Origin of the sequence: Janthinobacterium sp. PAMC25594 (assembly GCF_019443505.1) — a bacterium.
Lineage (GTDB): Bacteria > Pseudomonadota > Gammaproteobacteria > Burkholderiales > Burkholderiaceae_D > Janthinobacterium.
On record NZ_CP080377.1, the window covers coordinates 1,648,426 to 1,671,274 of the forward strand.

Below are 22,849 nucleotides of genomic sequence, written 5' to 3' on the forward strand. Positions count from 1 at the left end.
TTACCGGCTCCGCCCCTATGAACACCACCACCGCCACCACCAATTCTTTTTCCAGCCTGCCGCTGACGCCCGCCTTTTTGGCCAACCTGGACTCGCTCGGCTACCACGAGATGACCACCATCCAGGCGCAAAGCCTGCCGGCGGTGCTCGATGGCCGCGACCTGATCGCGCAAGCGAAAACGGGCAGCGGCAAGACGGCCGCCTTCGGCATCGGCATCCTGCACAAGCTCAATCCGGCCTGGTTTGCCGTGCAGGGCCTGGTGCTGTGCCCCACGCGCGAACTGGCCGACCAGGTAGCCAATGAATTGCGCCGCCTGGCGCGCGCGGCCGGCAACATCAAGATCCTGACCCTGACGGGCGGCGCGCCGATGCGCCCGCAAATCGCCTCGCTGGAACACGGCGCCCATATCGTCGTCGGTACGCCGGGCCGCATGCGCGACCACCTGGGCCGCGGCACCATCAACCTGAGCCACGTGCAGACGCTGGTGCTCGATGAAGCGGACCGCATGACGGACATGGGCTTTTACGAGGAAATCGCCGGCATCGTCAGCGCCTGCCCGGCACGCCGCCAGACCCTGCTGTTCTCGGCCACGTATCCGGAAGACATCCGCCGCGCCACGGCATCGTTCCTCGTCAATCCGCTGGAAGTGACGGTCGAGGCGCAGCACGACAACGACAAGATCGAGCAGCGCTTCTATGAAATCGGCTTCGACGAACGCAATGGCGCCGTCGGCAAGCTGCTGAAACACTTCAAGCCGGAATCGACCTTGGCCTTCTGCAACACCAAGGTGCATTGCCGCGAACTGGCCGACGAACTGCGCCAGCAAGGCTTTTCCGCGCTGGCCCTGTATGGTGAGCTGGAACAGCGCGAGCGCGATGAAATCCTGGTGCTGTTCGCCAACCGCAGCTGCTCCGTGCTGGTCGCCACCGACGTCGCCGCGCGCGGCCTCGATATCTCCGACCTGGGCGCCGTGATCAACGTCGACGTCTCGAAAGACACGGAAGTCCACATCCACCGCATCGGCCGCACTGGCCGCGGCAGCAAGAAGGGCCTGGCCCTGTCGCTGTGCGCGCCGAACGAGAAAAAATGGGTCAAGCTGATCGAGCAGTACCAGAACAGCGCCGCCGAATGGCACGACCTGAAGGAACTGGCGGAAGATGACGGGATCGAGGCGCTGCCGGCGCCGATGGTCACCCTGTGCATCATGGGCGGCAAGAAGGACAAGCTGCGTCCGGGCGATTTGCTGGGCGCATTGACGGGCGATGCGGGCCTGACGAAGGAGCAAGTGGGCAAGATCAACGTGTTCGAGTTCATGACCTACGTGGCGCTGGACCGCAAGGTGGCCGAAGCGGCCTTCAAGCGCCTCAACGCCGGTAACTCCCTGGGCCGCGACTTCGGCAACATCAAGGGCCGCAGCTTCAAGATGCGCTTTATCGAGGCGTAAGCTGCTGCAATGCACGCAGGGCCGCCATGGCCCTGCGTCCCGGATAGTCTTCCCACACGGGATAGCGCCCGCGGTAGTAGCAGCTCCAGTAACTGATGCTGCGCCGCTCCAGGGTAGCCACATACGCGGGGTTTTCCCGCAGATAGCGCGCCAGCGCTTCTCCATTCCAGGCCGGCAGCGCCGCGCCAATCACCTCGATAATCTCCAGCACGTATTCGCCGCACAGGTGCACGACGAACGGCACCGTCCATACCCGCTGCTGCAGCAGCAGCTGGCTTACACACGCTTCGCGCAGATGGCCGTCATGGTGGCGCGTGCCCAGGCACAGAGCGATCACGCCCGCGTCGCCGGGCAGCCGGGTACAAGTGAGCAACCGCTCGCGGTCGTAGTACGTGCGCGTCGGGATCAGCAAGGTCTCGCCATTCTGATACACGGCAAATGGCGGGTGTGCCCGGCTGCTCCCCAGCGCGGGCAACAGCTGCGCCACAGTGCCGGCCAAGGCGGCCGGAAAGGCGTCCGCTTCAGCCATCGCGCCCTTCCCGGCACACCTTGCGCACGCCCAAGGCAGGTTTATCCACCTTTTCAAAGATCACATTCGAATACCATGCGGCAGGGTCGCCTGCGCTGGGCTTGCCCAGCGAAATATGGTAGCCGCCCTGCGTGAACAGGGCCGTGGTTTCCTTGCCCGGCGCGGTCCCCCGCAGGAAGGCCGGCCAGGCCGCCTTGTCGACTGGCGTAAAACGCGCGGCCAGCAGCGCCAGCAAACGCGCATGCGTGGCTGGCGCATACGGGAACAGGTACAGGTATTCGACAAGTTCACCGCCGTCGGCCAGGCGCGTGACGGCGGCCGTCGCCGCCTCGATCTCGCCGCCAAAGCGGCACAAGGTGCCGCCACTGTAGGCGAAGTCGATGATGGTCGCCGGCGCGCACGCCTGCCGTTCGCGGTCGATGCCGACGGGCGGCAGCGCGCGCACTTGCGCCAGCAGCGCCTCTCCTGACGTGGCCAGCGCGGGAAAGCCCGGACACTCGCTGGCCGCCTGCGCGGCAGAAAAGACCAGGCAACAACTCAATAGCAGCACACGACGCTTCACGGCATCTCCAGTTTCATCAGGCGGCCATTATGCAGGACATCTTCACAAAGGCCGCGCCTGTTGCCCTTGCGGCGTATCGTCGATGTCATAGCCGGCCGCGCGCGCCAGTGCGCGCAAGCGGTCCGCCTCGGCCCACAGGCGCTGCGCGCGGGCGAGCGCCCTTTCCGCCATCCAGGCCTGCACCTGCCGCGGCACGTCCACCTGCGCCGGCTGCCAGCGCAGCAAGTCCAGGCCCAAGGCTTCGTCGAAGCGCAGCAAGGTCGCTTTTTTGGCGCTATGGGGTACATCGCTTTTCAGCAGCTCCCAGGCCACGGCCAGCGCGCGCGGATAATTCAGGTCATCGTTGATGCAGGCCGTAAAACGCGCCAGCCATGCGGGATCTGCCTCGCCGTCCGCATCCCCCAGGCCATGCACGGCCAGGCGCAGGCGCGCCAGACCGCTGGCGGCGGCGCGCAGGGCGTCATCCGTGAAATTGAGGCTGCCGCGGTAGTGGGCGCCCAGGCACAGGTAGCGGTAGGCCAGCGGATCGACGCCCTGCTCCGCCAGGCTTTGCAAACGCAAAAAATCGCCCGAGGATTTCGACATCTTCGCATCCTGCGTCTTGAGGAAAGCGCCGTGCAGCCAGAAATTGGCCAGGCGCGTGCCGTGGCGCGCCTGCGTTTGCGCGATCTCGTTGCTGTGGTGGACGGCCACATGGTCTTCGCCGCCGCAATGGATGTCGAAATACGTACCCAGGTGCTTTTCCGCCATGGCCGAGCATTCGATATGCCAGCCGGGAAAACCCAGGCCCCAGGGGCTGTCCCATTCCATCTGCCGCTGGCCCGGCACGCCGCTGAACTTCCACAGCGCGAAGTCGCAGATATCGCGCTTCTCGCCCAGCTCCACCCGTTTCCCCGCCTGCAGGCCATCGCGCTTCAGGCGCGCCAGCTTGCCATAATCGTCCTGGCGCGTCGTGTCGAAATAGATGCCATCGTCCGTGCGGTAGGTATAGCCCTTCGCTTCCAGGTCGCCGATGAACGCGATCTGTTCCGCGATGTGATCGGTGGCGCGGCACCAGACGGTGGGCGGCAGGATATTCAACTGGCGCAGATCGTCTTCAAACGCGCGCGTGAATGCGGCGGCGATGTCCCAGGCCGACTCGCCGCTGCGCCGGCTGCGCGCCTCGACCTTGTCGTCGCCGCTGTCCGCGTCCGACGTCAAATGGCCCACGTCCGTGATGTTCATCACGTGGCGCACCTGCAAGCCGTTGAACGCGAGCGCGCGGCGCAAGCCGTCGACGAACAGATAGGTGCGCAAGTTGCCGATGTGCGCGTAATCGTAGACGGTGGGGCCGCAGGCGTACAGGCCCGCCTGGCCCGGGGCGATGGGTTCAAACGGCCGCAGGCTGCGGCTATACGTATCGTACAAATGAAGTGTCATGCGGGACTTTCATGCGCGTTGCGGAAAAAGAAAATGGCCACAGGTTTTTCAACACTGTGGCCATCGAATGAGGAGTAAAAAGTTTAACGGCGCCGGGCCGCATCCTCACGAAGCCAGGCGCACGGACACAGCGCAGCAGCGGCGCCGGATGCAAAAACTGGAGCGAGGATGAAAGTGATCATGGGACAAATATCGCATGGACGCGGGCGGGCCGTCAAGCCCTCCCGCGTCCCCCGCTTATTTTTTCGCCTGCTCGATATGCGGCAGCAGCACCGTCAATATGCCCAGCAGCGGCAGGTAGGAGCAGATTTGATACACATAGGCGATACCCGCCACGTCGGCCAGATGGCCCATGGCGGCCGCCGCGATGCCGGACACGCCGAACATCAGGCCAAAGAAGATCCCGGCGATCATGCCCACCTTGCCCGGCACCAGTTCTTGCGCGAAGACGACGATGGCGGAAAAGGCGGAAGAAATCACGAAACCGATGATCACCGTCAAGACGGCCGTCCAGAACAGGTCCACATACGGCAACAGCAGGGTGAACGGGGCGGCACCCAGGATGGAAATCCAGATCACGCGCTTGCGGCCGATGCGGTCGCCGATGGGGCCGCCCATGAAGGTGCCGGCCGCCACGGCGGCGAGGAACAGGAACAGGTATAGCTGCGCATCGCCGAGCGACAGGTGGAATTTGTCGATCAGGTAAAACGTGTAATAACTCGACAAGCTGGCCATGTAGATGTACTTCGAGAACACCAGCAGCGCCAGCACGCCCAGCGCTTGCAACACCTTGTTGCGCGACAAGTTCGGGCCATGGCCGCCCGCCTTCGGCTTGAAGCTGGCCAGGTGGCCGCTGTACCAGCGGCTGACCTTGTACAGCACGCCGATGGCCAGCACGGCCAGCAGACTGAACCAGGCGATATTGCCGTGGCCACGGTTGACGATGACGGCGGCCGCCAGCAGCGGCCCCAGCGCGGAACCGACGTTGCCGCCCACCTGGAACAGGGACTGGGCAAAGCCGTAGCGCCCGCCCGAGGCCATGCGCGCCACGCGCGACGCTTCCGGGTGGAAGGTCGAAGAACCGACGCCGATCAGGCCAGCGGCGAGCAGCAGGGTCGGAAAGGTCGAGACGATGGACAGCATCAGCACGCCGGCCAGGGTAAAGCACATGCCGACCGGCAACAGGAATGGCAGCGGACGGCGGTCCGTGTACAAGCCGATCCAGGGCTGCAGCAACGAGGCCGTGCACTGGAACGTCAGGGTTATAAGGCCGACCTGGGTAAAACTGAGTGAAAACTCGGCTTTCAGCATCGGGTAAATCGACGGCAATAATGCCTGGATCAGGTCATTGAGCAAATGCACGAAGGCGACGGCGCCCAGGATGTGCATGGCCAGACCGGATGGTTGTTGGGAACGATGAAGCGAGGGGGCCACCGGCACGGGTTTGGCCAATGCTGGAGCAGTTGTGGTTGTATGCATGTGTCATCCGCAATAATCGGGCTCGGCGGGCGGCCCGGCAAAGAAGCCAGTATAGTATGGTCGCCGAACTGATAACTTCCAATAATCGTCGCCCAAGTGACAACCACGAGACAAACCAACGCCCCACATGTATACCCAGCAACCTGCCCAGACCCACCCCGCTGGCGTGCCGTTCAGCCGCAGCACCAGCTCGCACGATTACCAGCACGTGCCGCGCCCCGTGACGGCCATGTCCAGGCAATATGCGGTGGGCGACTATACGGCGCCGCACAGCCATGTGCGGGCGCAACTGCTGTATGCGACGGAAGGCGTGATGCGCGTCTCCACCGGGCACGGCGTGTGGATATTGCCGCCCCGGCGCGCCCTGCTGATCCCCGTGGGCATCGTGCATGAGGTCAACATCTTGAGCGAACTGAGCATGCGCACCGTGTACATCGATGCGCAGGTAGCGGCCCAGTATGGCGCCGATTGCAAGGTGCTGGAAGTGAGCCGGCTGCTGCGCGAGCTGATCCTGGCCTTGCTGGCCGAACCGATCGAGTATGCGCTGGCGGGGCGCGGCGACTGGCTGGCCCACCTGATCCTGTCGGAACTGGCGGCCGCCGATACGGTGCCCCTCGCCATCCCCTGGCCGCGCGACCGCCGCCTGGTGGCTGTCTGCTCGGCCATCATGAGCGCACCGGGCAGCCGGCGCAGCATCGAAGACTGGGCGCAGGAGGCGGGCGCCAGCGCGCGCACCCTGATCCGTCTGTTTCCCAAGGAAACGGGCTTGCATTACCGCCAATGGCTGCAGCAAGTCCACCTGGCCGAGGCCTTCTGCCGCCTCGACCGGGGCGAAGGCGTGGCCGCCATCGCCTATGCGCTGGGCTACGCCAGCCCCAGCGCCTTCAGCGCCATGTTCCGCCGCATCCTGGGCCGCACGCCGCAGCACTACCTGAGCGAGTGGCGCGCCGCGTAGGTCGGCAAGCGCCGCTGCCGGCATTGTCGGCTTACGCCCTGCGGGCTAAGCCGACCTACACCTTGATTTTTCACCTGCAACCAGGCGATACGCCAGCCGCGTAGGTCGGCTTAGCGTGGCGCAGCCGCGCGTAAGCCGACAAGCTACGCTGCCGGCATTGTCGGCTTACGCCCTGCGGGCTAAGCCGACCTACTTTTTTTCGCCAGCAATCAAGCGGTAGGCCAGCGCGCCCAGCAAGGCGCCGATGATGGGTGCCAGCCAGAACAGCCACAACTGGCTGGTGGCCCAGTCGCCCACGTACAAGGCCACGCCCGTGCTGCGGGCCGGGTTGACGGAGGTATTCGTCACGGGAATGCTGATCAGGTGGATCAGGGTCAGCGCCAGGCCGATCGGCAGCGGGGCGAAGCCGGCCGGGGCGCGCTTGTCGGTGGCGCCCAGGATGACGATCAGGAAGAACATCGTCAGCACGATTTCAATCACCAGCGCCGACAACATCGAATAGCCGCCCGGCGAATGGGCGCCATAGCCGTTCGAGGCAAAGCCCTTGCTGACATCGAAACCGGCCTGCCCGCTGGCGATCACGTACAGCACGCCGCCGGCCACGATGGCGCCCAGCACTTGCGCGATGATGTACGGCAACAGTTTATTGGCGGGAAAACGGCCACCGGCCCACAGGCCGATCGAGACGGCAGGATTCAAATGACAACCCGAGATGTGACCGATGGCGTAAGCCATGGTCAGCACCGTCAGGCCAAACGCCAGCGCCACACCGGCAAAGCCGATGCCAAGGCCGGGAAAGGCAGCCGCCAGCACGGCGCTGCCGCAACCGCCCAGCACCAGCCAGAACGTGCCGAGGAACTCGGCTCCATATTGTTTCATGATGTATTCCTTTAAAGTGACGAGAAAACGTGCCAGGGACGACGAATCGGACCGCTCACCACCTTTGCCCGCGCCCAAGGGGCGACGACAAAGCACAGCACTACCAACTCAGCGCAGCGCACGCTGCAGAGCGCAGATAATGACATGATGTCATTATCAATGCAACATTATTTTGTGCAATAATGCTAATGGTTATCTTGTCACTTAAAGGTTTTTTGATAATTTTATGGCGCGGGGCGGCGCATGTATTTTTGCGGCGCCTCCAGCGGCGCAAAACCAAAGCCCGCATACAGGCCATGCGCGTCGTCGGTGCCCAGCATCCAGGCGACATCGCGCAAGCGTACATCGCCGAGCACGGCGGCCACCATCTGCTTGCCATACCCGCGCCCCTGATATGGCGGCAGCACAAAGACATCGCGCAGGTAGGCAAAATCCGTGTAATCGGTGATGACCCTGGCGAAGGCCACTTGCTGCCCATCGACGTAGCCGCCGAAACTCAGCGCGTTGGCTATGCCCTTGCGCACCGTCTCGATCGCCACGCCACGCTTCCAGTACGACTGCTCGCTCAGGTAGCGGTGGATCATGAGCACGTCCAGTTCGCCGCGTTCGCTGGAGATGCGTAGTGGCGCGTGCATCAGTTCTTGTACAGCAAGTCGGCTTCGGCAATGCTGGGCTCACCGAAGTACACGGTGCGCAAACCGCCCTTGTCGTCGCTGCCCATGTACACGCCCGTCATGCTGCGCGCGACCGGGTCGTACAGGATGGTGTAGTGGTGGCCGCAATTGTGCGGTTCGCAGACGCTGCTCAGCAGGCGCGCCTTGCCGTCGATCTCGACGGGCTTGAGCGGACTGGCCACGCCATCTGGCACCCAGCGCTGGCGCTTCAGGCCGGCTTTTTTCAAGCCCACATTGAAGGCCGTGCGAAAGGCGTAGTCCGCCTTGTAGACGTCGGGGAAATACGGGCAGGTATGGCCGCCGTCGCAGCTTTGCGCTTGCTCAATGAGCGACAGCCTGGGCGTACGCGCTTGCGCCGGCATGGCGGCCAGCGCCACGGCGGCGGCCAGGAACAGGGGGGACAACAAACGTGCGGACATGACTTCTCCTGAAAGCATAGTGTAATGGGGGGCAGCATAGCAGAATGCCATGCTTGCACACCCGCATCAGGGAGAGCAGCGGATGCCGACCACGCCGTTGACCTTGCCTTCCGGCCAACCCGTCTCGCGCCAGCGGTACACGCCGGGCGCGACGATGATCAACTGCCATTCCACCAGCTTGCCAGCGGCATTGAGGCGGGTTTCATTGTCATAGCGCAAAGTCAGGCTGCGCTCCGTTTCCGCCACCACGGTCGCGGCAAAGCGGTTGGTTTCACCGAGCTTGCTTTTCCAGGTGCGGTCGTTGAAGATCGCCAGCCGCTGATGATCGTCAGACAGCTGCATGCGCGTAAAGTGCCGCGCTTCTTCGCAAACACTGCTCGTATTCACGCTGTCGGACCAACTGCCAGACAGTTGCGCGGCATCAAAAGGAGTCGGGGTGGCGGCCATGGCCGCGCTCAGCAGCAAGATTGCAAGCATAGTTATCGAAAGAAAGCGAAAAGTATCATCATGGTCAACGCAGCGCCTGCGTGATGCTGGACGGCAATGCCGGTGTACGCCGGTGCAACGTCGCCTGCTCATAGGCATAGGCCATCGCAATGAGCGGCATGTCGCCATGGGCAGGTCCGATGAAGGACAAACCGACGGGCAAGCCCGCAACCACGCCGGCAGGCACCGTAATGTGCGGCAAGTCGGACTGCGGCGATACGCCATGGCAGGTCGGACCCACCAGCGCATCGAGCTCATGCGAGCACAGCAACGCTGCGATGCCGTCTGGTCCGGGCGCAGGCGGCGTCTCGATCAGTTCCGCGCCCTGTTCGCGCAGCACCAGCAGTGCCTGCTCGATCACGGCATCGGTCCCGGCACACTGGCCGAACAGGTGGCGCGCCACGCCGATGCGGCGCCCATGCAAGCCGGCGGCGTCGAGCACCATGCCATCGGCCAGGCGCTCGCCCGTCAGGGCAGCGAGCAGCCAGGCCGCTTCCCGCACGCTGGGCGCCATCGGTCCCGCCGTGGCTGGCTCGCCGCCCTGCCCGGCGGCTGCCCTGCCCGTGGGTTTGATGGCGACCAGGCCGCAATTTGAAGCAGGCGCGACGATGGAGCCGTCCGCCGCGCTGTCCACGGCCAGGATGGTCAGACCGGCCCAGCTGGCACTGGCATGCGGCACGCTGACGGCGGCCCACTGGCGCAAATTGCTTTTGCCGATGATGACGGCGCCGGCCGCGCGCAAACGCGCCGCGACAAAAGAATCGCAACTGGCCTGCGTGGCCAGCTGCGCCTGCGTGCGCGTCTTCATGCGGTCGCCGGTGGCGATATTGTCGCGCAAGACGACAGGGATGCCATGCAAGGGGCCGCGCACCTTGTGCCCCTGCCGCTCGCGGTCCATTTCCAGGGCAATTTTCAGCGCATCGGGATTGATTTCAATGCCGGCATAGGCACGCGCGCCGATGCTGCACAGGGAGCGGATACGCGCCAGGTACTGCGACGTCAGCGCATGCGAACTGAGCTTGCCTGCCCGCATCATCTGCTGTTGCGGCAAGACACCCGCATCGAGCAGGTGGGCCATGGGGCTGGCGGGCGCCGTGGCACGGGCCAATACGGGGCGCGACACGCGCGCCGGCACGGCCGCCACGACAGGCGTCGCGCCCCGATATGCGCCGTCGCGCACCATATGACTACGCTGCATGCTATCTCCAGGAAACTTCAGTGCTTCTAACGCAATAATGTGCTATCCATAGCATAGCAGTCCTTGCAACTCAATTGTTGTCAAAGGGAATTATTTTTTAAGCAAAAAAAACGCCGCCCGAAGGCAGCGTTTCTTGATGGTCAAGCACTGGGGCAAATCAGTTGCGCACGACACGCTTGTATTCGTTGGTACGGGTGTCGATTTCGATGACATCGTCCTGTGCCACGAACAGCGGCACTTGCACGATGTGGCGGTGCGCTTCGATGGCGTTTTCGATCTTGGCTTCTTTCAGGACGTTGCCCGAAGTGTTGCCCTTGACCGCAGGCTCCGAGTACACCACTTGACGGGCGATGGTCGTAGGCAGTTCAACGGAGATAGCCTTGCCGTCGTAGAAAATGGCTTCGCATTCCATGCCATCCTTCAGGTAATGCAGTGCATCGCCCAGGTTTTCTTCTTCGATTTCATACTGGTTGTACTCGGTGTCCATGAAGACGAACAGCGGGTCGGCGAAGTACGAATACGTCACTGGCTTTTTATCCAGAACAACAACGTCAAACTTGTCGTCGCCGCGGAACACGTTTTCCATCGGGGTGTTCGTCAGAAGATTTTTCATCTTCCATTTGTAGGTGAAGCCCGTGCGGCTCGAACCGTTGACATCAGAACGCAACACGATCATTGGCTTGCTGTCGACCATGATGATATTGCCAACACGAATTTCTTTTGCGGGTTTCATAGGAATGTACGTAAAAAGTGGGTTGCATGAAGACCATCTGCCGCCTGTGCGCCATCAGCGCCGCAAGCTTGCGTTTGATCGGTTAAAAATACGTTAGAAATAACCGGGCATTTTACCTTAATTTTTGGCAAGCGCCTATCTCGTCGCGCCGGCGAACGCCAGCAAGTTACTTGCCAGATCGCCATTGGACTGCATCTGCCGCTGCCAGGCCCGCGCGCGTGCCCTGATGCGCGGCAGGTCGGCCTGCAAGGCGGGCCACAGCAACGTCCACGGCAAGGCGTCCGCGCTGGCGCCATTCCAGGCCAGCGCCGCCTGCGCCAGGCTGTCGATGGCACCGTCCGCATCGGCCGCATAGCGCTGCAGGAAGGCGCGCAATTTCACGTGATGCAAGTTTTCATCCTGCAAATAGATATGCCAGAGAAACGGCTGGCCGGCCCATTGCGCGCGCACGAAGGAATCCTCGCCGCGCACGAGATTGACATCGCAGGCCCACAGCAAGCGGTCGTAATCGTCTTGCGGCACGAAAGGCAGCACGCGCACGGTGAGCGCGCCACGCGTGCGCGCAGCACCAGCCGTCGCCGCATCGTCGCCGATAAATGCCTGAACGGCATCGAACGCGACGCCTTCCGGCACCAGGCATGTCACGGCTTCGCGCCCCGCCTGCCACACGCCAAACAACTGGGCGACGGGCGCGGACGGATAGCAGAACAGCGATACTTTCAAAGCAGACATTTCCGCCGGACTCACGCCGAATTGCCCCAGGAATGCCGCCATGGCGCCGGCATCGGCCTGGAATGCCAGCCTTTTTTCATCGAGCGCCGCCTCGCGCAGCAAGCCGCCCGTTTTATTGGTAAAACCGGGGAAGAAGAAATGCTTGATCATGCCATGGCGTGGCGAGGTCAGCGCATGGCAGCCCTCGACCCACTCTTCCGCCGTCAAGCCTTCCAGGTTCAGCCACACCGGCTGCGGCGCGCACTGCGCCATGGCGCCGATGTAGCCGGGTGGAATGTCGCAGGCAAAAAACTCGATGACGATATCGGCGATATCGGCCGGCGCAAACACGCCATCCTGGCCGCGCCAATGACGGATCATGACGCCGGACACGTGCTGCACTTCGGCAGCCACATCGATTTCAGGACAGATGCGCTGGAAACTGGATAAATCATCGACCCACAGGGTGACGGCCACGCCGTGCTCGCCGCCCAGTTGCCGCGCCAGGCGCCAGCAAATGCCGATATCGCCGTAGTTGTCGACGACTTTGCAGAAGATGGCCAGGGATGGTGCGCGATCGGTAGGAAGTGGCATAGTCAACGGGAAGAGAAAAACGTGGGCACGACGCCCAATAACAAAAAAGCCGCGCTGTTACCAGGCGGCTTTGTTGTTGGCTGATTCAGCCGGTCTGGCGTCCCCAAGGGGATTCGAACCCCTGTACTCACCGTGAAAGGGTGATGTCCTAGGCCTCTAGACGATGGGGACAGAAAATCTGTCCAGGATGCGCTGCTTTGCATCCCGACCTGTTACTTTACCTGCTTACTGCTTGCGAATCTGGCGTCCCCAAGGGGATTCGAACCCCTGTACTCACCGTGAAAGGGTGATGTCCTAGGCCTCTAGACGATGGGGACAGAAATCTGTCCTGAATGCATTAACTCCGCATCCTGACCCGGTACTGCAGCGATCGCAGAAACAAAAAAAGCCTGACTTGTCAGGCCCGTTCAGCACTGCACTCACTTTACAACTCAATCCTGGCGTCCCCAAGGGGATTCGAACCCCTGTACTCACCGTGAAAGGGTGATGTCCTAGGCCTCTAGACGATGGGGACCTGTGCTGGCTCTACTCTCAGCGGACTCTTCGTTGAAGGCTTTGCTTAGCCCCTCAAAAAAGCGTGCGCGAAGTTTAACACGAAGCGATTCACGAAATCAACTACCGGGGGTTTTATTTTCCATCTTATTTGCAGAGATCTCCCTATGGGACAGAAGATACTCATACGATATGGAAATACTGTGTCATTGCAATTTCAGCAGGCGCAAAAAAAGCCGCATAAGCGACCTGACATGACTATGGATGTTGATTCAGGGCGACGGTGTTGTCGGATTACGCTGCGCCTCGGCGGCCCCGCTAATCCGACCTACGCCATATTCCCCGAGGGGGATGGCGAGAAGTGTCTCGGAAATAAAAAAAGCCGCTCGAGGCGACTTTGATTATCATGTGATTTCTGCGCTGTTGGTGGAGGTAAGCGGGATCGAACCGCTGACCTCTTGCATGCCATGCAAGCGCTCTCCCAGCTGAGCTATACCCCCCGGGCGCAGAAACACTGCTACTTCTTCACTACCACAACACCAGACCGAACTGGCGTCCCCAAGGGGATTCGAACCCCTGTACTCACCGTGAAAGGGTGATGTCCTAGGCCTCTAGACGATGGGGACCATGGAACTACAGTTTGCTACCTTACTTCTGCGCTGTTGGTGGAGGTAAGCGGGATCGAACCGCTGACCTCTTGCATGCCATGCAAGCGCTCTCCCAGCTGAGCTATACCCCCCGGGCGCAGAAATAATAAAAGCCGCACTTGGCGACTTTGTTCCACTACTTGCTTTCCATTCAGAACCTGTTTTTTACGGGCCTGAACTTACAACAATCAGTACAAACAACTGCCACTACTATACCACAACTACCTGGCGTCCCCAAGGGGATTCGAACCCCTGTACTCACCGTGAAAGGGTGATGTCCTAGGCCTCTAGACGATGGGGACCGCGGAACTTCCAAACAACATCTGCACCACTTCAACGACTAACAAAACCTGACTGCGATTTTGCTGCTGGTGGAGGTAAGCGGGATCGAACCGCTGACCTCTTGCATGCCATGCAAGCGCTCTCCCAGCTGAGCTATACCCCCGTTGGTGCAGAAACAAGAGTATAGCAAAGAAGTTTCACTCTGCAAATACCCTTTTTCGTCTATGAGCAACTTTTCATAGGGGCGGTTTCCGCACGCTGTTTTTACGCGTATTTCATCGCGGCGATTACAGCCACTTTGCCAGGCGCGCCAGCACGGTGTCGCGGCCGAACATCACCACCACCTGGTCGATGGCCGGCGTCTGCAGCTGGCCCGTCAAAATCAGGCGCAAGGGCATGGCCAGCAGCGGCATCTTGATGGTGTTGGCAGCCAGCACTTCCTTGATCATGGCGGCAACGGCTTCCTTGCTCCACTCCACCGTGGCGATGCGCTCGGCAAACTGCGCCAGCACGGGCTTGATCGCATCCGTGATGTGCTGCGTCACCAGTTCAGCTTCCGGCTGCGGCTCGCGGAAGAACAGCATCGAGGCGGCAGCCAGTTCATTGACGGTGTTGGCGCGCTCTTTCATCATGCCCAGCACTTGCGCCAGGTCCGGCGCGCCTTCGAAGACGGCGCCGGCGGCGACCATTTGCGGACGCGCCAGGTCGGCCAGGCGGGTATTGTCGGCCTGCTTGATGTACTGGTTATTAAGCCACTTGAGCTTTTCCAGGTCGAACTGCGCGGCCGACTTGGTCAGGTGATCGAGGTTGAACCATTCGCAGAACTGCTCCACCGAAAACACTTCATCGTCGCCATGGCTCCAGCCCAGGCGCGCCAGGTAGTTCAGCATCGATTCAGGCAGGAAGCCCTGCGCCGGGTAATCCATCACGCTGACGGCATCGCGGCGCTTCGACATCTTCTGACCGTCCGAACCCAGAATCATCGGCAGGTGGCCATACAGCGGCAACGGTGCGCCGATGGCGCGCAGGATATTGATCTGGCGCGGCGTGTTATTGACGTGGTCATCGCCGCGCAGCACGTGGGTGATGCCCATGTCCCAGTCGTCGACGGCCACGCAGAAGTTATACGTCGGCGTGCCGTCAGGGCGGGCGATCACCAGGTCGTCGAGCTCGCGGTTCGAGATCGTGATCGTGCCCTTGACCACGTCGTCCCACGTCACGTCGCCATCGAGCGGATTCTTGAAGCGCACGACGGGCTTGCGATCCGCTGGTACGGCAGGCAGGGTCTTGCCCGGCTCCGGACGCCAGGTGCCGTCGTAGCGGGGCTTTTCGCCGGCCGCGCGCATGCGCTCGCGCATCGCTTCGACTTCGTCCGGCGACGAGTAGCAGTGATATGCCGTGCCTTCGGCCAGCATCTGCGCCACCACTTCGCGGTAGCGGTCCATGCGGGCCATCTGGTAGAACGGGCCTTCGTCGTGGTCCAGGCCCAGCCACTGCATGCCTTCGATGATGGCTTGCACGGCTTCCGGCGTCGAGCGCTCTACGTCCGTGTCTTCGATGCGCAGCACGAAGGTGCCGCCGAAGTGACGGGCATACGCCCAGCTGTATAAAGCGGTGCGGGCGCCGCCCAGGTGCAGATAGCCGGTCGGGCTGGGAGCGAAACGGGTACGGACGGGAGTAGCGGTTGTGGTCATCGAAGTAATCAGGCCTGAATAAGTAAAACGCCATTTTACTCTGTTGACCGCCGCCGCTCCACAAGGGCCGTCACAGCTGCAGCAAGCGCCTTTTCACCTCGTCCGCCTGGGCATGCAGCGCCTGATCGAACAGGGCGACCAGTTGCGACAGGGGCCGGTGCAAAGGCTTCACGAGATTCACCGTGAACGGCAAGGACACGCCGAAGCGGCGAATCTGCAGGCCCTGCCCCGCATAATCGAGGGCCGTAAGCGGATTGACGATAGCCAGTCCCACGCCTTCGCGCACCATGGCGCAGACGGAGGCGGCGCTGTGCGTGTCGAGCGCCATGCGCCGCTCCACGCCGGCCTGCGCGAAGATGGCGTCGATCTGCTGGCGGTAAGGATCGACGGCGGCCAGGCTGATAAAAGGCTGGCCCGCGAAGTCCGCCGGCTGCAGCACGGATTTCGCCGCCAGCGGGTGCCCATCGGGCAGCACGCACACTTCATCGACGGACATCAGGGTATCGAGCGCGGTGCCCGGCGGCGCATTGCCCACTTCCGTCAGGCCGATATCGTGGCGCTGGGCCGACAGCCACTCTTCCAGCAGCGGCGACTCCTGCGGCGTGATGCTGATGCTCACCTTCGGAAAGTCGGCCACGAAGCGCTTGCACGCCTGCGGCAGCAGCGACTGGGAAAACACGGGCAGGCAGGCGATCGACAGCTGACCCTGGTCAAACTGGCGCAAGGCCGCCGCCGTGCTGACGATGCGCTCCAGGCCGAAATACGCGCGCTGCACTTCCTCAAACAGCTGCAGCGCCTGCGCCGTCGGGCGCAGCCGTCCCCGCTCGCGCTCGAACAGGGTCAAGCCCGTCAAGTGTTCAAGGCGCGCCAGCTCGCGGCTGACGGTGGGCTGCGACGTGTGCAGCATGGCGGCGGCGGCCGTCACGCTGCCCGTCGTCATGATGGCGCGAAAGACCTCGATATGGCGCAGGGAGATAGTCATAGCCATATCATAAATGAATAAGGTAACCCTAAATAGATATTTTATGTTTACACAGAAAACCCGCATCATGGCCAGCATCGTAGGTCGGATTAGCGGGCAAAGCCCGCGTAATCCGACGTCACCCATAACATGACAAAGACCATCACCATGAAACCAGTGCCAGACGCCACCCTCGCCCAACTCGCCCAGGAACACGGCACGCCATTATGGGTGTATGACGCGGCCACCATTCGCGCGCGCGTGGCGCAGCTGGCGCAGTTCGACACCGTGCGCTTCGCACAAAAGGCCAATTCGAACATCCATCTGCTCACCCTGATGCGCGAAGCGGGCGTGCACGTGGACGCCGTCTCGCTGGGCGAGATCGAACGCGCGCTGCAGGCGGGCTTTACGCCGGCGCAAACGAATGGCGCCGCCGGCGTGGTATTCACCTGCGACCTGTTCGACCGCGCCACCCTGGCGCGCGTGGCGGCGGCAAAAATTGAAGTCAATTGCGGCTCCGTCGACATGCTGCGCCAGCTGGGCCCCGTGTCGGCCGGCCACCGCGTCTGGCTGCGCATCAATCCCGGCTATGGCCATGGCCACAGCAACAAGACCAATACGGGCGGCGAAAACAGCAAGCACGGCATCTGGCATGAAGAACTGCCGGAGGCGCTGGCCGTCATCCGCGCGCATGGATTGCACCTGGTAGGCCTGCACATGCACATCGGTTCGGGCGTCGACTACAGCCACCTGGAAACCGTCTGCGGCACCATGGTCGACCTGGTGAAAAACATGGGCCACGATCTGGAAGCCATTTCCACGGGCGGCGGCCTGTCCGTGCCCTACCGCGAAGGAGAGCAGCCGGTCGACACGGACCATTATTTCCAGCTGTGGGATGCGGCGCGCAAGCAGATCGAGGCGCACCTGGGCCATCCCGTGCACCTGGAAATCGAACCGGGCCGCTTCCTGGTGGCCGACGCGGGCCTGCTGGTGGCCGAAGTGCGCGCCACCAAGCAAATGGGCGGCAACCACTTCACCTTGCTCGATACGGGCTTCAATGAATTGATGCGCCCTGCCATGTACGGCAGCTACCATGAGATGTCGGTGATCGCGCACGACGGCCGCGCCCTGGAAGCCCAGCGCGCCACCGTGGTCGGCGGCCCCCTGTGCGAATCGGGCGACGTGTTTACCCAGCGCGATGGCGGCGTGGTGGAAACCCGCTTGCTACCGGCCGCGCAGGTGGGCGACTACGTCGTCTTCGAAGGCGCGGGCGCGTATGGCGCGTCGATGTCGTCGAACTACAACAGCCGTCCGCATGCGGCCGAATACCTGGTCGATGGGGCGCAATCCCGCTTGATCCGCCGCCGCCAGACGGTGGCCGAGCTGATCGCGCTGGAACAACTGTAAAACCGTGCCCGCGTGCGGGCATGCGCATCTGCTAACATCGGGGCAACTCGATGAAAGCCCGCCATGCCCGCCCAAGTACTTCCCTTCCGCAGCGCCACCCGGCTGCTGCTGTCCCTGCTGCTGTCCGCCGTCCTCGCCGGCTGCGCCGCACTGCCGTCGCTGGAAGGCCGCGTTCCCTCCAGCGTCATCACGGATACGGCGCAGACCAAATTAGCCACGGCCATTGCGCCCATGGTGGCGCAGCATCCCGGCGTGTCCGGCATTTATCCGCTGGCCGACGGGCGCGACGCCTTTGCCGCGCGCGCCCTGCTGGCCGCCGCCGCCCAGCGCAGCCTGGACGTGCAGTACTACATCTGGCACAAGGATATTACGGGCACCTTGCTGTTCGACGCCCTGCGCCAGGCGGCCGAACGGGGCGTGCGCGTGCGCCTGCTGCTCGACGATAACAACACGGCGGGCCTGGACCAGACCCTGAGCATGCTGGGCAAGCAGCAGAACCTGGAAATCCGCCTGTTCAATCCCTTCGTGCCCCGCGCGCCGCGCGCGCTCGCCTTTGCCACCGACTTTTCCCGCCTCAACCGGCGCATGCACAATAAATCGTTCACGGCCGATAACCAGGCCACCATCGTCGGCGGACGCAATGTGGGCGATGAGTATTTTGGCGCGGCCGGCGACGTGCTGTTCGCCGACCTGGACGTGCTGGCCGTCGGCCCCGTCGTCAACGAGGTCTCGCACGATTTCGACCGCTACTGGAACAGCGCCTCGGCCTACCCGGCCAGCCTGCTGCTGACCAGCCCAGTCGAGGGCGACGCGGCCACCATCGCCGCCGAAGCGGACCGCATCGACGACACCAGGGCGGCCGAGGAATACGTGCAGGCGCTGCGCACCTCGCCCTTCGTCAGGCAGATGATGGAACGCACCCTGCCCTTCGAATGGGCGCGCACGCGCATGGTCAGCGACGACCCGGCCAAGGTGCTGGACAAGGCCAGGCCCGGCACGGGCGTGGCGGAAAACCTGCAAAACCTGCTGGGCGTGCCGGAAAAGGAAGTGGACCTGGTGTCGCCGTATTTCGTGCCCGGCAAAGCCGGCACGCTGGCCTTTGCGGACCTGGCGAAAAAAGGCGTCGGCGTGCGCATCCTGACGAATGCGCTGGAAGCGACCGACGTGGCGGCCGTGCATGCGGGTTACGCGAAGTGGAGAAAGCCGCTGCTGGAAGCGGGCGTGCTGCTGTATGAATCGCGCCGCTCGTGGGAACGGGGCGACGCGCGCGCGCAGCCCGGCCACCTGGGCAGCTCCGCATCGAGCCTGCATGCGAAGACCTTTGCCGTCGATGACAAGCGCATCTTTGTCGGCTCGTTCAACTTCGATCCGCGCTCGATCGAGTTGAACACGGAAATGGGCCTCGTCATCGACAGCCCCGCGCTGGCCAGCCAGCTGGGCCTGGCCATGCGCACCACCATCCCGCAGCGCGCCTACCAGGTGCTGCTGGGCGACGACGGCAAGCTGTACTGGATCGCCCGCGACGCCAGCGGCGGCGCCACGCGCTACGACACGGAGCCGGGCACCAGCGTGTGGAAGCGCATGGGGGTGGCGATTCTGTCGGTGCTGCCGATAGACTGGCTGCTGTAAGCGGTTTTGCCAACACTGTTGTCGGATTACGCGTGGCTTTGCCCCGCTAATCCGACCTACGCTCGCTCCAGGCTAACGCAGCCGACGTAGGTCGGGTTAGCGCTCCGCGCGTAACCCGACAACACCACAGCCCCGGAGCCTTACCGCACCGCTTCCGTCAACACCCGCCCTTCCGACGCGGACGGCTGGCGTATGCGCAGCAAATGGGCGAGCGTAGGCGCGATATCGACCACTTCCGCGTACTGGCCATAGGCGCCCGGCTTGATCCAGCGGGGGCCGAAGACCATCAGCGGCACGTTGGTGTCATATGTGTACGGCGTGCCGTGCGAGGTGCCGCCAACGCCCTTGCCGAAGTACCAGGCCGGCTTTGTGACGACCATCAGGTCGCCCGACAGCTGGCGGTTCCAGGCGCGGCGCATCAGGGTGTCCATGCGCGTGGCGACGGCGCCCGCTTCCATTTGCGTGCGCGTATATACTTGTGCCAGACCGTCCTGCTGCAGCAGGAAGCGGGCCGCCGCGTCTTCCAGGGCGGCGCGATGGACGCCGCTCTTTTCCGCCAGCGCGTAATCGAGGTAGATATTCGGCAGCGACGACGCCGTCACCAGCTTGTCGATGCCCAGCGTCGTGGCCAGGTGCTGGTTCAGGCTTGCCACCATCTTGTCGCCGTCGATGCGCTTGGCGGAAAAACCGCCGCGCGCTTCCGTAAATTCGGGCACGTTGGCAAAGCCATGGTCGGCCGTCAGCACCACCAGCACGTTATCCATGCCGACTTTTTTATCGAGGTCGGCAAAGAAACCGGCCAGCATGCGGTCCAGGCGCTGCAGGTGGTCATGCGACATCCTGCTTTCCGGGCCGTAGGCGTGGTTCACGTAGTCGTGTGCGGACAGGCTCACGCCGAGGATATCGGGCACGCCGGCCGGGTTGCGGCCCAGGTTTTCGCCATCGATGGCGGCGCGCGCGAATTCCAGGGTCAGCTCATCGAGGAAGGGACCGGACTTCAAGCGGCTGTAGTACTCGCCATCGAGCTTGCCGCTGTCGCTGTAATAGGCGAACGGGAAGGTGTTGCGCGTGCCCGGCTTGGCCGGCACGATATCCTCGCGCGCATCATTGGCGTAGGCGCTGTCAGCCAGCAAGGGCGTCCAGCTCTTGCCGTAGTAGCGGTCCTGCGGCTTGCTGGCCTGGTAGCGCTGCACCCATTGCGGATGCTGCTGCATATAATAAGTGCTGCTGGCGAAATTGCCCGTTTTTTCCATGTACATATAGGCCGTGCCCGTTTTTCCCGCCAGCAGGATGGCGCCCCGGTCCTTGCCCGAGACCGTGACGACCTTGGCCTTGTCGCCCGTGGCATAGCGCAGCTCGTCGCCCAGGGTGCTCACGCGCAGCTTCACGGGCGAGGTGCCATCATCGGGTTTCGTCTCTTCGCCGATGTAGTGGAAATTGCCATCCTCGGTGCAGTACACGGATTTTTTCGTGACGGGATCGATCCAGTTATTGCCGATCACGCCATGCTGGTACGGATAAGCGCCGGACAGCACGGCCGAGTGGCCGATGGCGGTGACCGTGATGCCATGCGCCTGGTGCGCATCGCTGAACCACGCGCCCTGCTCCAGCAGGCGGCGGAAGCCGCCCTGGCCGAACTGGTCGCGGTAGCGCGTCACCTGCTCTTGCGGCAAACCATCGACCACCAGCACCACCACCAGCTTCGGCTGCGCCGCAGTGGCAGAAGCAGCAGCAGGAAGCGCCTTGGCCGCATGCGCCTGGCACGCCGCCGCGCCAGCCACCAGCAGCAACGCCTGCGCCAGTTGTCGGGAAAGGGAGAAATTCTTGCTCATATGCACTCATCCAAAGTTAGGCCACCGGGCAGCATACGCAAACTGTATGACGCAATGATGACAAGAAGCACGACCATGAAAAAGGCCGGGCACCATCGCTGGAACCCGGCCTGATGCCGACATGAATCAATATGCGCGATTACTTGACCGTCACCTTGATGCTTTTGCTCAACTCCGGCCCATACGACTGGTGCGCGCCGTTGGCGAACTGCATGGTGAGCGTGTACTGACCCGGCGGCAAGGTGACGTCCGTTTCCGTCTGTCCTTTGCCGAAATGCAAATGTTTATCATCCATGGGGATCATCTCGCCCGCCTTCATCGGCCCCATATTGATGAGCAGATGATGGTGGCCCGTCCTGGCCGTCATGTCACCGGCCGGCTTGACGTCCATGCCGCTGACGGCAAATTTCACCTTGAACGGACTGGTCACCGTCGCACCGTCAACAGGCTCGACGAAGGACACGGATTGGGCGAAGGCGCTGGCGGCCAGCAGGCTGCCGGCAACCAGGACTGCGGCCTGGCGCAGGAATACGGTGGTCAATTGCATGATGTCTCCTCTTGTTTAGTAACAACACGGACTGCATGAAACCATATTCCTGCTGAGACTGGCGCCGGGGAGCGCCAAATCCAATCATCAGTCGTTCTTGATGACGATCGACGGGAACTTGCTGGTCATATCCTTCGCCTTTTCCGCCACCTTGATGGCGATGGTGCGGGCGATCTGCTTGTAGATCTCGGCAACAGGACCATCCGGCTCAGCCACGACGGTCGGCGTGCCCGAATCCGTCTGCTGGCGGATCGCCATGGTCAGCGGCAGGGCGCCGAGGAATTCCACGCCGAAGTCCGCGCACATCTTCGCGCCGCCGCCGGCACCGAAAATTTCTTCCGCATGGCCGCAGTTCGAGCAGATGTGCGTGCTCATGTTTTCCACCACGCCGAGGATCGGAATGCCGACTTTCTCGAACATTTTGAGGCCCTTGCGCGCGTCCAGCAGCGCGATGTCCTGCGGCGTCGTGACGATCACGGCGCCCGTGACGGGCACTTTCTGCGACAGGGTCAGCTGAATGTCGCCCGTGCCTGGCGGCATGTCGACGATCAAATAGTCAAGGTCGCGCCAGTTGGTCTGGTCCAGCAGTTGCTGCAACGCTTGCGTGACCATCGGGCCGCGCCACACCATCGGTTCGTCCGGATCGATCATGAAGCCGATCGACGACACTTGCAGGCCGTGGTTTTCCATCGGCTCCATGCTCTTGCCGTCGAGCGTCTTCGGCTGGCCGCTGATGCCCAGCATCATCGGTTGCGACGGGCCATAGATATCGGCATCCAGCATGCCGACGGTGGCGCCTTCGGCAGCCAGGGCCAGGGCCAGGTTGACGGCCGTGGTCGATTTGCCCACGCCGCCCTTGCCGGAAGCGACGGCGATGATGTTTTTCACATTGCTCATCGGCTTCAAGCCGCGCTGCACCGTATGCGAAATGATTTTCGACGACACGCCCACGCTGACGTTGCCCACGCCCGGCAGCACGCGCAGGGCGGCCAGCACGGATTTGCGGATCAGGTCGATCTGGCTTTTGGCGGGGTAGCCCAGCTCGATATCGAGGGAAATATCATTGCCATCGACCTTCAGATTCTTGACGGTTTTGCTGGAAATGAAATCTTTATGTGTATTTGGATCAATAACCTGGGCCAGCGCGGCCTTGACGTCTTCTACTGTGATGCTCATGTAAATCTCCGTGTGTACTACATATGTGCAATACGCGCAGTCTAGCGCAAAATCGCCAGGGGCGATCAAGACAAAAGCATCACTTGCCGGCGCTGCATC

Annotated in this window: 20 protein-coding genes and 8 tRNA genes; 4 read left to right on the forward strand and 24 right to left on the reverse strand. The window is 62.6% G+C overall.

All coding sequences use genetic code 11. From position 1 onward, the window contains the following. The first annotated feature begins 17 nt into the window (after nt 1–17). Nucleotides 18–1,445: an ATP-dependent RNA helicase DbpA gene (gene dbpA, locus KY494_RS07255; protein ID WP_219890442.1), complete on the forward strand. Its 1,428-nt coding sequence runs from the start codon at nt 18–20 to the stop codon at nt 1,443–1,445. Here the strand turns inward: dbpA and KY494_RS07260 are convergent. The 4 genes from KY494_RS07260 to KY494_RS07275 all read right to left on the reverse strand — a co-directional run bounded on the left by KY494_RS07260 (nt 1,432) and on the right by KY494_RS07275 (nt 5,344). Beyond that, nucleotides 1,432–1,974, reverse strand: coding sequence for a hypothetical protein (locus tag KY494_RS07260; protein WP_219890443.1), 543 nt, complete (start codon nt 1,972–1,974; stop codon nt 1,432–1,434). The two genes, dbpA and KY494_RS07260, sit on opposite strands and share 14 nt — an antisense overlap. Then, nucleotides 1,967–2,536, reverse strand: coding sequence for a hypothetical protein (locus tag KY494_RS07265; RefSeq protein WP_219890444.1), 570 nt, complete (start codon nt 2,534–2,536; stop codon nt 1,967–1,969). Before KY494_RS07265 ends, KY494_RS07260 begins: the two co-directional genes overlap by 8 nt. A 42-nt stretch (nt 2,537–2,578) precedes the next feature. Further along, nucleotides 2,579–3,955 (reverse strand): cysteine--tRNA ligase, encoded by a 1,377-nt coding sequence (gene cysS, locus KY494_RS07270; protein WP_219890445.1) that lies wholly within the window; start codon nt 3,953–3,955, stop codon nt 2,579–2,581. A gap of 237 nt (nt 3,956–4,192) precedes the next feature. Continuing rightward, entirely contained in the window at nt 4,193–5,344 is a 1,152-nt protein-coding gene (locus KY494_RS07275; RefSeq protein WP_219891515.1) for an MFS transporter, read from the reverse strand. 217 nt (nt 5,345–5,561) lie between these two features. Here KY494_RS07275 and KY494_RS07280 point away from each other — a divergent pair, with 217 nt between their 5' ends. Further along, on the forward strand, nt 5,562–6,389 hold the full coding sequence (locus tag KY494_RS07280) for a helix-turn-helix domain-containing protein (protein ID WP_219134780.1): 828 nt from the start codon (nt 5,562–5,564) through the stop codon (nt 6,387–6,389). 189 nt (nt 6,390–6,578) lie between these two features. Here KY494_RS07280 and aqpZ read toward each other — a convergent pair whose 3' ends face one another. The 17 genes from aqpZ to KY494_RS07365 form a co-directional block, all read right to left on the reverse strand. Then, nucleotides 6,579–7,268: an aquaporin Z gene (gene aqpZ, locus KY494_RS07285; protein WP_219890446.1), complete on the reverse strand. Its 690-nt coding sequence runs from the start codon at nt 7,266–7,268 to the stop codon at nt 6,579–6,581. Nucleotides 7,269–7,492: 224 nt separating this feature from the next. Continuing rightward, on the reverse strand, nt 7,493–7,903 hold the full coding sequence (locus tag KY494_RS07290; RefSeq protein WP_219890447.1) for a GNAT family N-acetyltransferase: 411 nt from the start codon (nt 7,901–7,903) through the stop codon (nt 7,493–7,495). After that, on the reverse strand, nt 7,903–8,361 hold the full coding sequence (locus KY494_RS07295; protein WP_219890448.1) for an Ivy family c-type lysozyme inhibitor: 459 nt from the start codon (nt 8,359–8,361) through the stop codon (nt 7,903–7,905). Before KY494_RS07295 ends, KY494_RS07290 begins: the two co-directional genes overlap by 1 nt. A 66-nt stretch (nt 8,362–8,427) precedes the next feature. Then, the gene (locus KY494_RS07300; protein ID WP_219134776.1) at nt 8,428–8,838 is read right to left on the reverse strand and encodes a hypothetical protein; all 411 of its coding nucleotides are present in this window, start codon (nt 8,836–8,838) and stop codon (nt 8,428–8,430) included. 34 nt (nt 8,839–8,872) lie between these two features. Further along, nucleotides 8,873–10,045 (reverse strand): amidase family protein, encoded by a 1,173-nt coding sequence (locus KY494_RS07305; protein WP_258194733.1) that lies wholly within the window; start codon nt 10,043–10,045, stop codon nt 8,873–8,875. Nucleotides 10,046–10,202: 157 nt separating this feature from the next. Beyond that, nucleotides 10,203–10,778 carry an elongation factor P gene (locus KY494_RS07310; protein WP_071078242.1) on the reverse strand — a complete coding sequence of 192 codons (576 nt, stop codon included), beginning with the start codon at nt 10,776–10,778 and terminating at the stop codon, nt 10,203–10,205. Between the two features lie 135 nt (nt 10,779–10,913). Then, complete coding sequence (earP, locus tag KY494_RS07315) at nt 10,914–12,083, reverse strand: elongation factor P maturation arginine rhamnosyltransferase EarP (RefSeq protein ID WP_219890449.1); 1,170 nt, start codon at nt 12,081–12,083, stop codon at nt 10,914–10,916. Nucleotides 12,084–12,178: 95 nt separating this feature from the next. Further along, nucleotides 12,179–12,254: transfer RNA gene (locus tag KY494_RS07320), tRNA-Glu, on the reverse strand. A 70-nt stretch (nt 12,255–12,324) separates the two neighbouring features. Next, nucleotides 12,325–12,400, reverse strand: a tRNA-Glu gene (locus KY494_RS07325). Nucleotides 12,401–12,521: 121 nt separating this feature from the next. Next, nucleotides 12,522–12,597: transfer RNA gene (locus KY494_RS07330), tRNA-Glu, on the reverse strand. A 402-nt stretch (nt 12,598–12,999) separates the two neighbouring features. Next, nucleotides 13,000–13,075 (reverse strand) — tRNA-Ala (locus KY494_RS07335). A 50-nt stretch (nt 13,076–13,125) separates the two neighbouring features. Beyond that, nucleotides 13,126–13,201 (reverse strand) — tRNA-Glu (locus KY494_RS07340). A 37-nt stretch (nt 13,202–13,238) separates the two neighbouring features. Next, a tRNA-Ala gene (locus KY494_RS07345) sits at nt 13,239–13,314 on the reverse strand. A gap of 134 nt (nt 13,315–13,448) precedes the next feature. Then, nucleotides 13,449–13,524, reverse strand: a tRNA-Glu gene (locus tag KY494_RS07350). 67 nt (nt 13,525–13,591) lie between these two features. After that, nucleotides 13,592–13,667, reverse strand: a tRNA-Ala gene (locus KY494_RS07355). Nucleotides 13,668–13,791: 124 nt separating this feature from the next. After that, nucleotides 13,792–15,198 carry a glutamate--tRNA ligase gene (gene gltX, locus KY494_RS07360; protein ID WP_219890450.1) on the reverse strand — a complete coding sequence of 469 codons (1,407 nt, stop codon included), beginning with the start codon at nt 15,196–15,198 and terminating at the stop codon, nt 13,792–13,794. 70 nt (nt 15,199–15,268) lie between these two features. Next, a complete protein-coding gene (locus KY494_RS07365) occupies nt 15,269–16,180 on the reverse strand; it encodes a LysR family transcriptional regulator (RefSeq protein ID WP_219890451.1) in 912 nt (303 codons plus the stop codon). A gap of 147 nt (nt 16,181–16,327) precedes the next feature. Here KY494_RS07365 and lysA point away from each other — a divergent pair, with 147 nt between their 5' ends. Beyond that, a complete protein-coding gene (lysA, locus tag KY494_RS07370; RefSeq protein ID WP_219890452.1) occupies nt 16,328–17,566 on the forward strand; it encodes a diaminopimelate decarboxylase in 1,239 nt (412 codons plus the stop codon). 63 nt (nt 17,567–17,629) lie between these two features. Continuing rightward, complete coding sequence (locus KY494_RS07375; RefSeq protein ID WP_219890453.1) at nt 17,630–19,195, forward strand: phospholipase D family protein; 1,566 nt, start codon at nt 17,630–17,632, stop codon at nt 19,193–19,195. Nucleotides 19,196–19,335: 140 nt separating this feature from the next. Here the strand turns inward: KY494_RS07375 and KY494_RS07380 are convergent, their stop codons facing one another. From KY494_RS07380 to apbC, 3 genes are all read right to left on the reverse strand, one after another. Further along, nucleotides 19,336–21,027 carry an alkaline phosphatase family protein gene (locus KY494_RS07380; protein ID WP_258194735.1) on the reverse strand — a complete coding sequence of 564 codons (1,692 nt, stop codon included), beginning with the start codon at nt 21,025–21,027 and terminating at the stop codon, nt 19,336–19,338. A gap of 139 nt (nt 21,028–21,166) precedes the next feature. Then, nucleotides 21,167–21,574 carry a DUF4399 domain-containing protein gene (locus KY494_RS07385; protein ID WP_219890454.1) on the reverse strand — a complete coding sequence of 136 codons (408 nt, stop codon included), beginning with the start codon at nt 21,572–21,574 and terminating at the stop codon, nt 21,167–21,169. A gap of 87 nt (nt 21,575–21,661) precedes the next feature. After that, a complete protein-coding gene (gene apbC / locus KY494_RS07390) occupies nt 21,662–22,750 on the reverse strand; it encodes an iron-sulfur cluster carrier protein ApbC (protein ID WP_219890455.1) in 1,089 nt (362 codons plus the stop codon). Nucleotides 22,751–22,849: the final 99 nt, after the last annotated feature.

Coding starts and splice junctions, on each gene's coding strand:
- dbpA (WP_219890442.1), top strand. CDS start 18: ATGAACACCACCACCGCCACCACCAATTCTTTTTCCAGCCTGCCGCTG.
- KY494_RS07260 (WP_219890443.1), bottom strand. CDS start 1,974: ATGGCTGAAGCGGACGCCTTTCCGGCCGCCTTGGCCGGCACTGTGGCG.
- cysS (WP_219890445.1), bottom strand. CDS start 3,955: ATGACACTTCATTTGTACGATACGTATAGCCGCAGCCTGCGGCCGTTT.
- KY494_RS07275 (WP_219891515.1), bottom strand. CDS start 5,344: ATGCACATCCTGGGCGCCGTCGCCTTCGTGCATTTGCTCAATGACCTG.
- KY494_RS07280 (WP_219134780.1), top strand. CDS start 5,562: ATGTATACCCAGCAACCTGCCCAGACCCACCCCGCTGGCGTGCCGTTC.
- aqpZ (WP_219890446.1), bottom strand. CDS start 7,268: ATGAAACAATATGGAGCCGAGTTCCTCGGCACGTTCTGGCTGGTGCTG.
- KY494_RS07290 (WP_219890447.1), bottom strand. CDS start 7,903: ATGCACGCGCCACTACGCATCTCCAGCGAACGCGGCGAACTGGACGTG.
- KY494_RS07295 (WP_219890448.1), bottom strand. CDS start 8,361: ATGTCCGCACGTTTGTTGTCCCCCCTGTTCCTGGCCGCCGCCGTGGCG.
- KY494_RS07300 (WP_219134776.1), bottom strand. CDS start 8,838: ATGCTTGCAATCTTGCTGCTGAGCGCGGCCATGGCCGCCACCCCGACT.
- KY494_RS07305 (WP_258194733.1), bottom strand. CDS start 10,045: ATGCAGCGTAGTCATATGGTGCGCGACGGCGCATATCGGGGCGCGACG.
- KY494_RS07310 (WP_071078242.1), bottom strand. CDS start 10,778: ATGAAACCCGCAAAAGAAATTCGTGTTGGCAATATCATCATGGTCGAC.
- earP (WP_219890449.1), bottom strand. CDS start 12,083: ATGCCACTTCCTACCGATCGCGCACCATCCCTGGCCATCTTCTGCAAA.
- gltX (WP_219890450.1), bottom strand. CDS start 15,198: ATGACCACAACCGCTACTCCCGTCCGTACCCGTTTCGCTCCCAGCCCG.
- KY494_RS07365 (WP_219890451.1), bottom strand. CDS start 16,180: ATGACTATCTCCCTGCGCCATATCGAGGTCTTTCGCGCCATCATGACG.
- lysA (WP_219890452.1), top strand. CDS start 16,328: ATGAAACCAGTGCCAGACGCCACCCTCGCCCAACTCGCCCAGGAACAC.
- KY494_RS07375 (WP_219890453.1), top strand. CDS start 17,630: ATGCCCGCCCAAGTACTTCCCTTCCGCAGCGCCACCCGGCTGCTGCTG.
- KY494_RS07380 (WP_258194735.1), bottom strand. CDS start 21,027: ATGAGCAAGAATTTCTCCCTTTCCCGACAACTGGCGCAGGCGTTGCTG.
- KY494_RS07385 (WP_219890454.1), bottom strand. CDS start 21,574: ATGCAATTGACCACCGTATTCCTGCGCCAGGCCGCAGTCCTGGTTGCC.
- apbC (WP_219890455.1), bottom strand. CDS start 22,750: ATGAGCATCACAGTAGAAGACGTCAAGGCCGCGCTGGCCCAGGTTATT.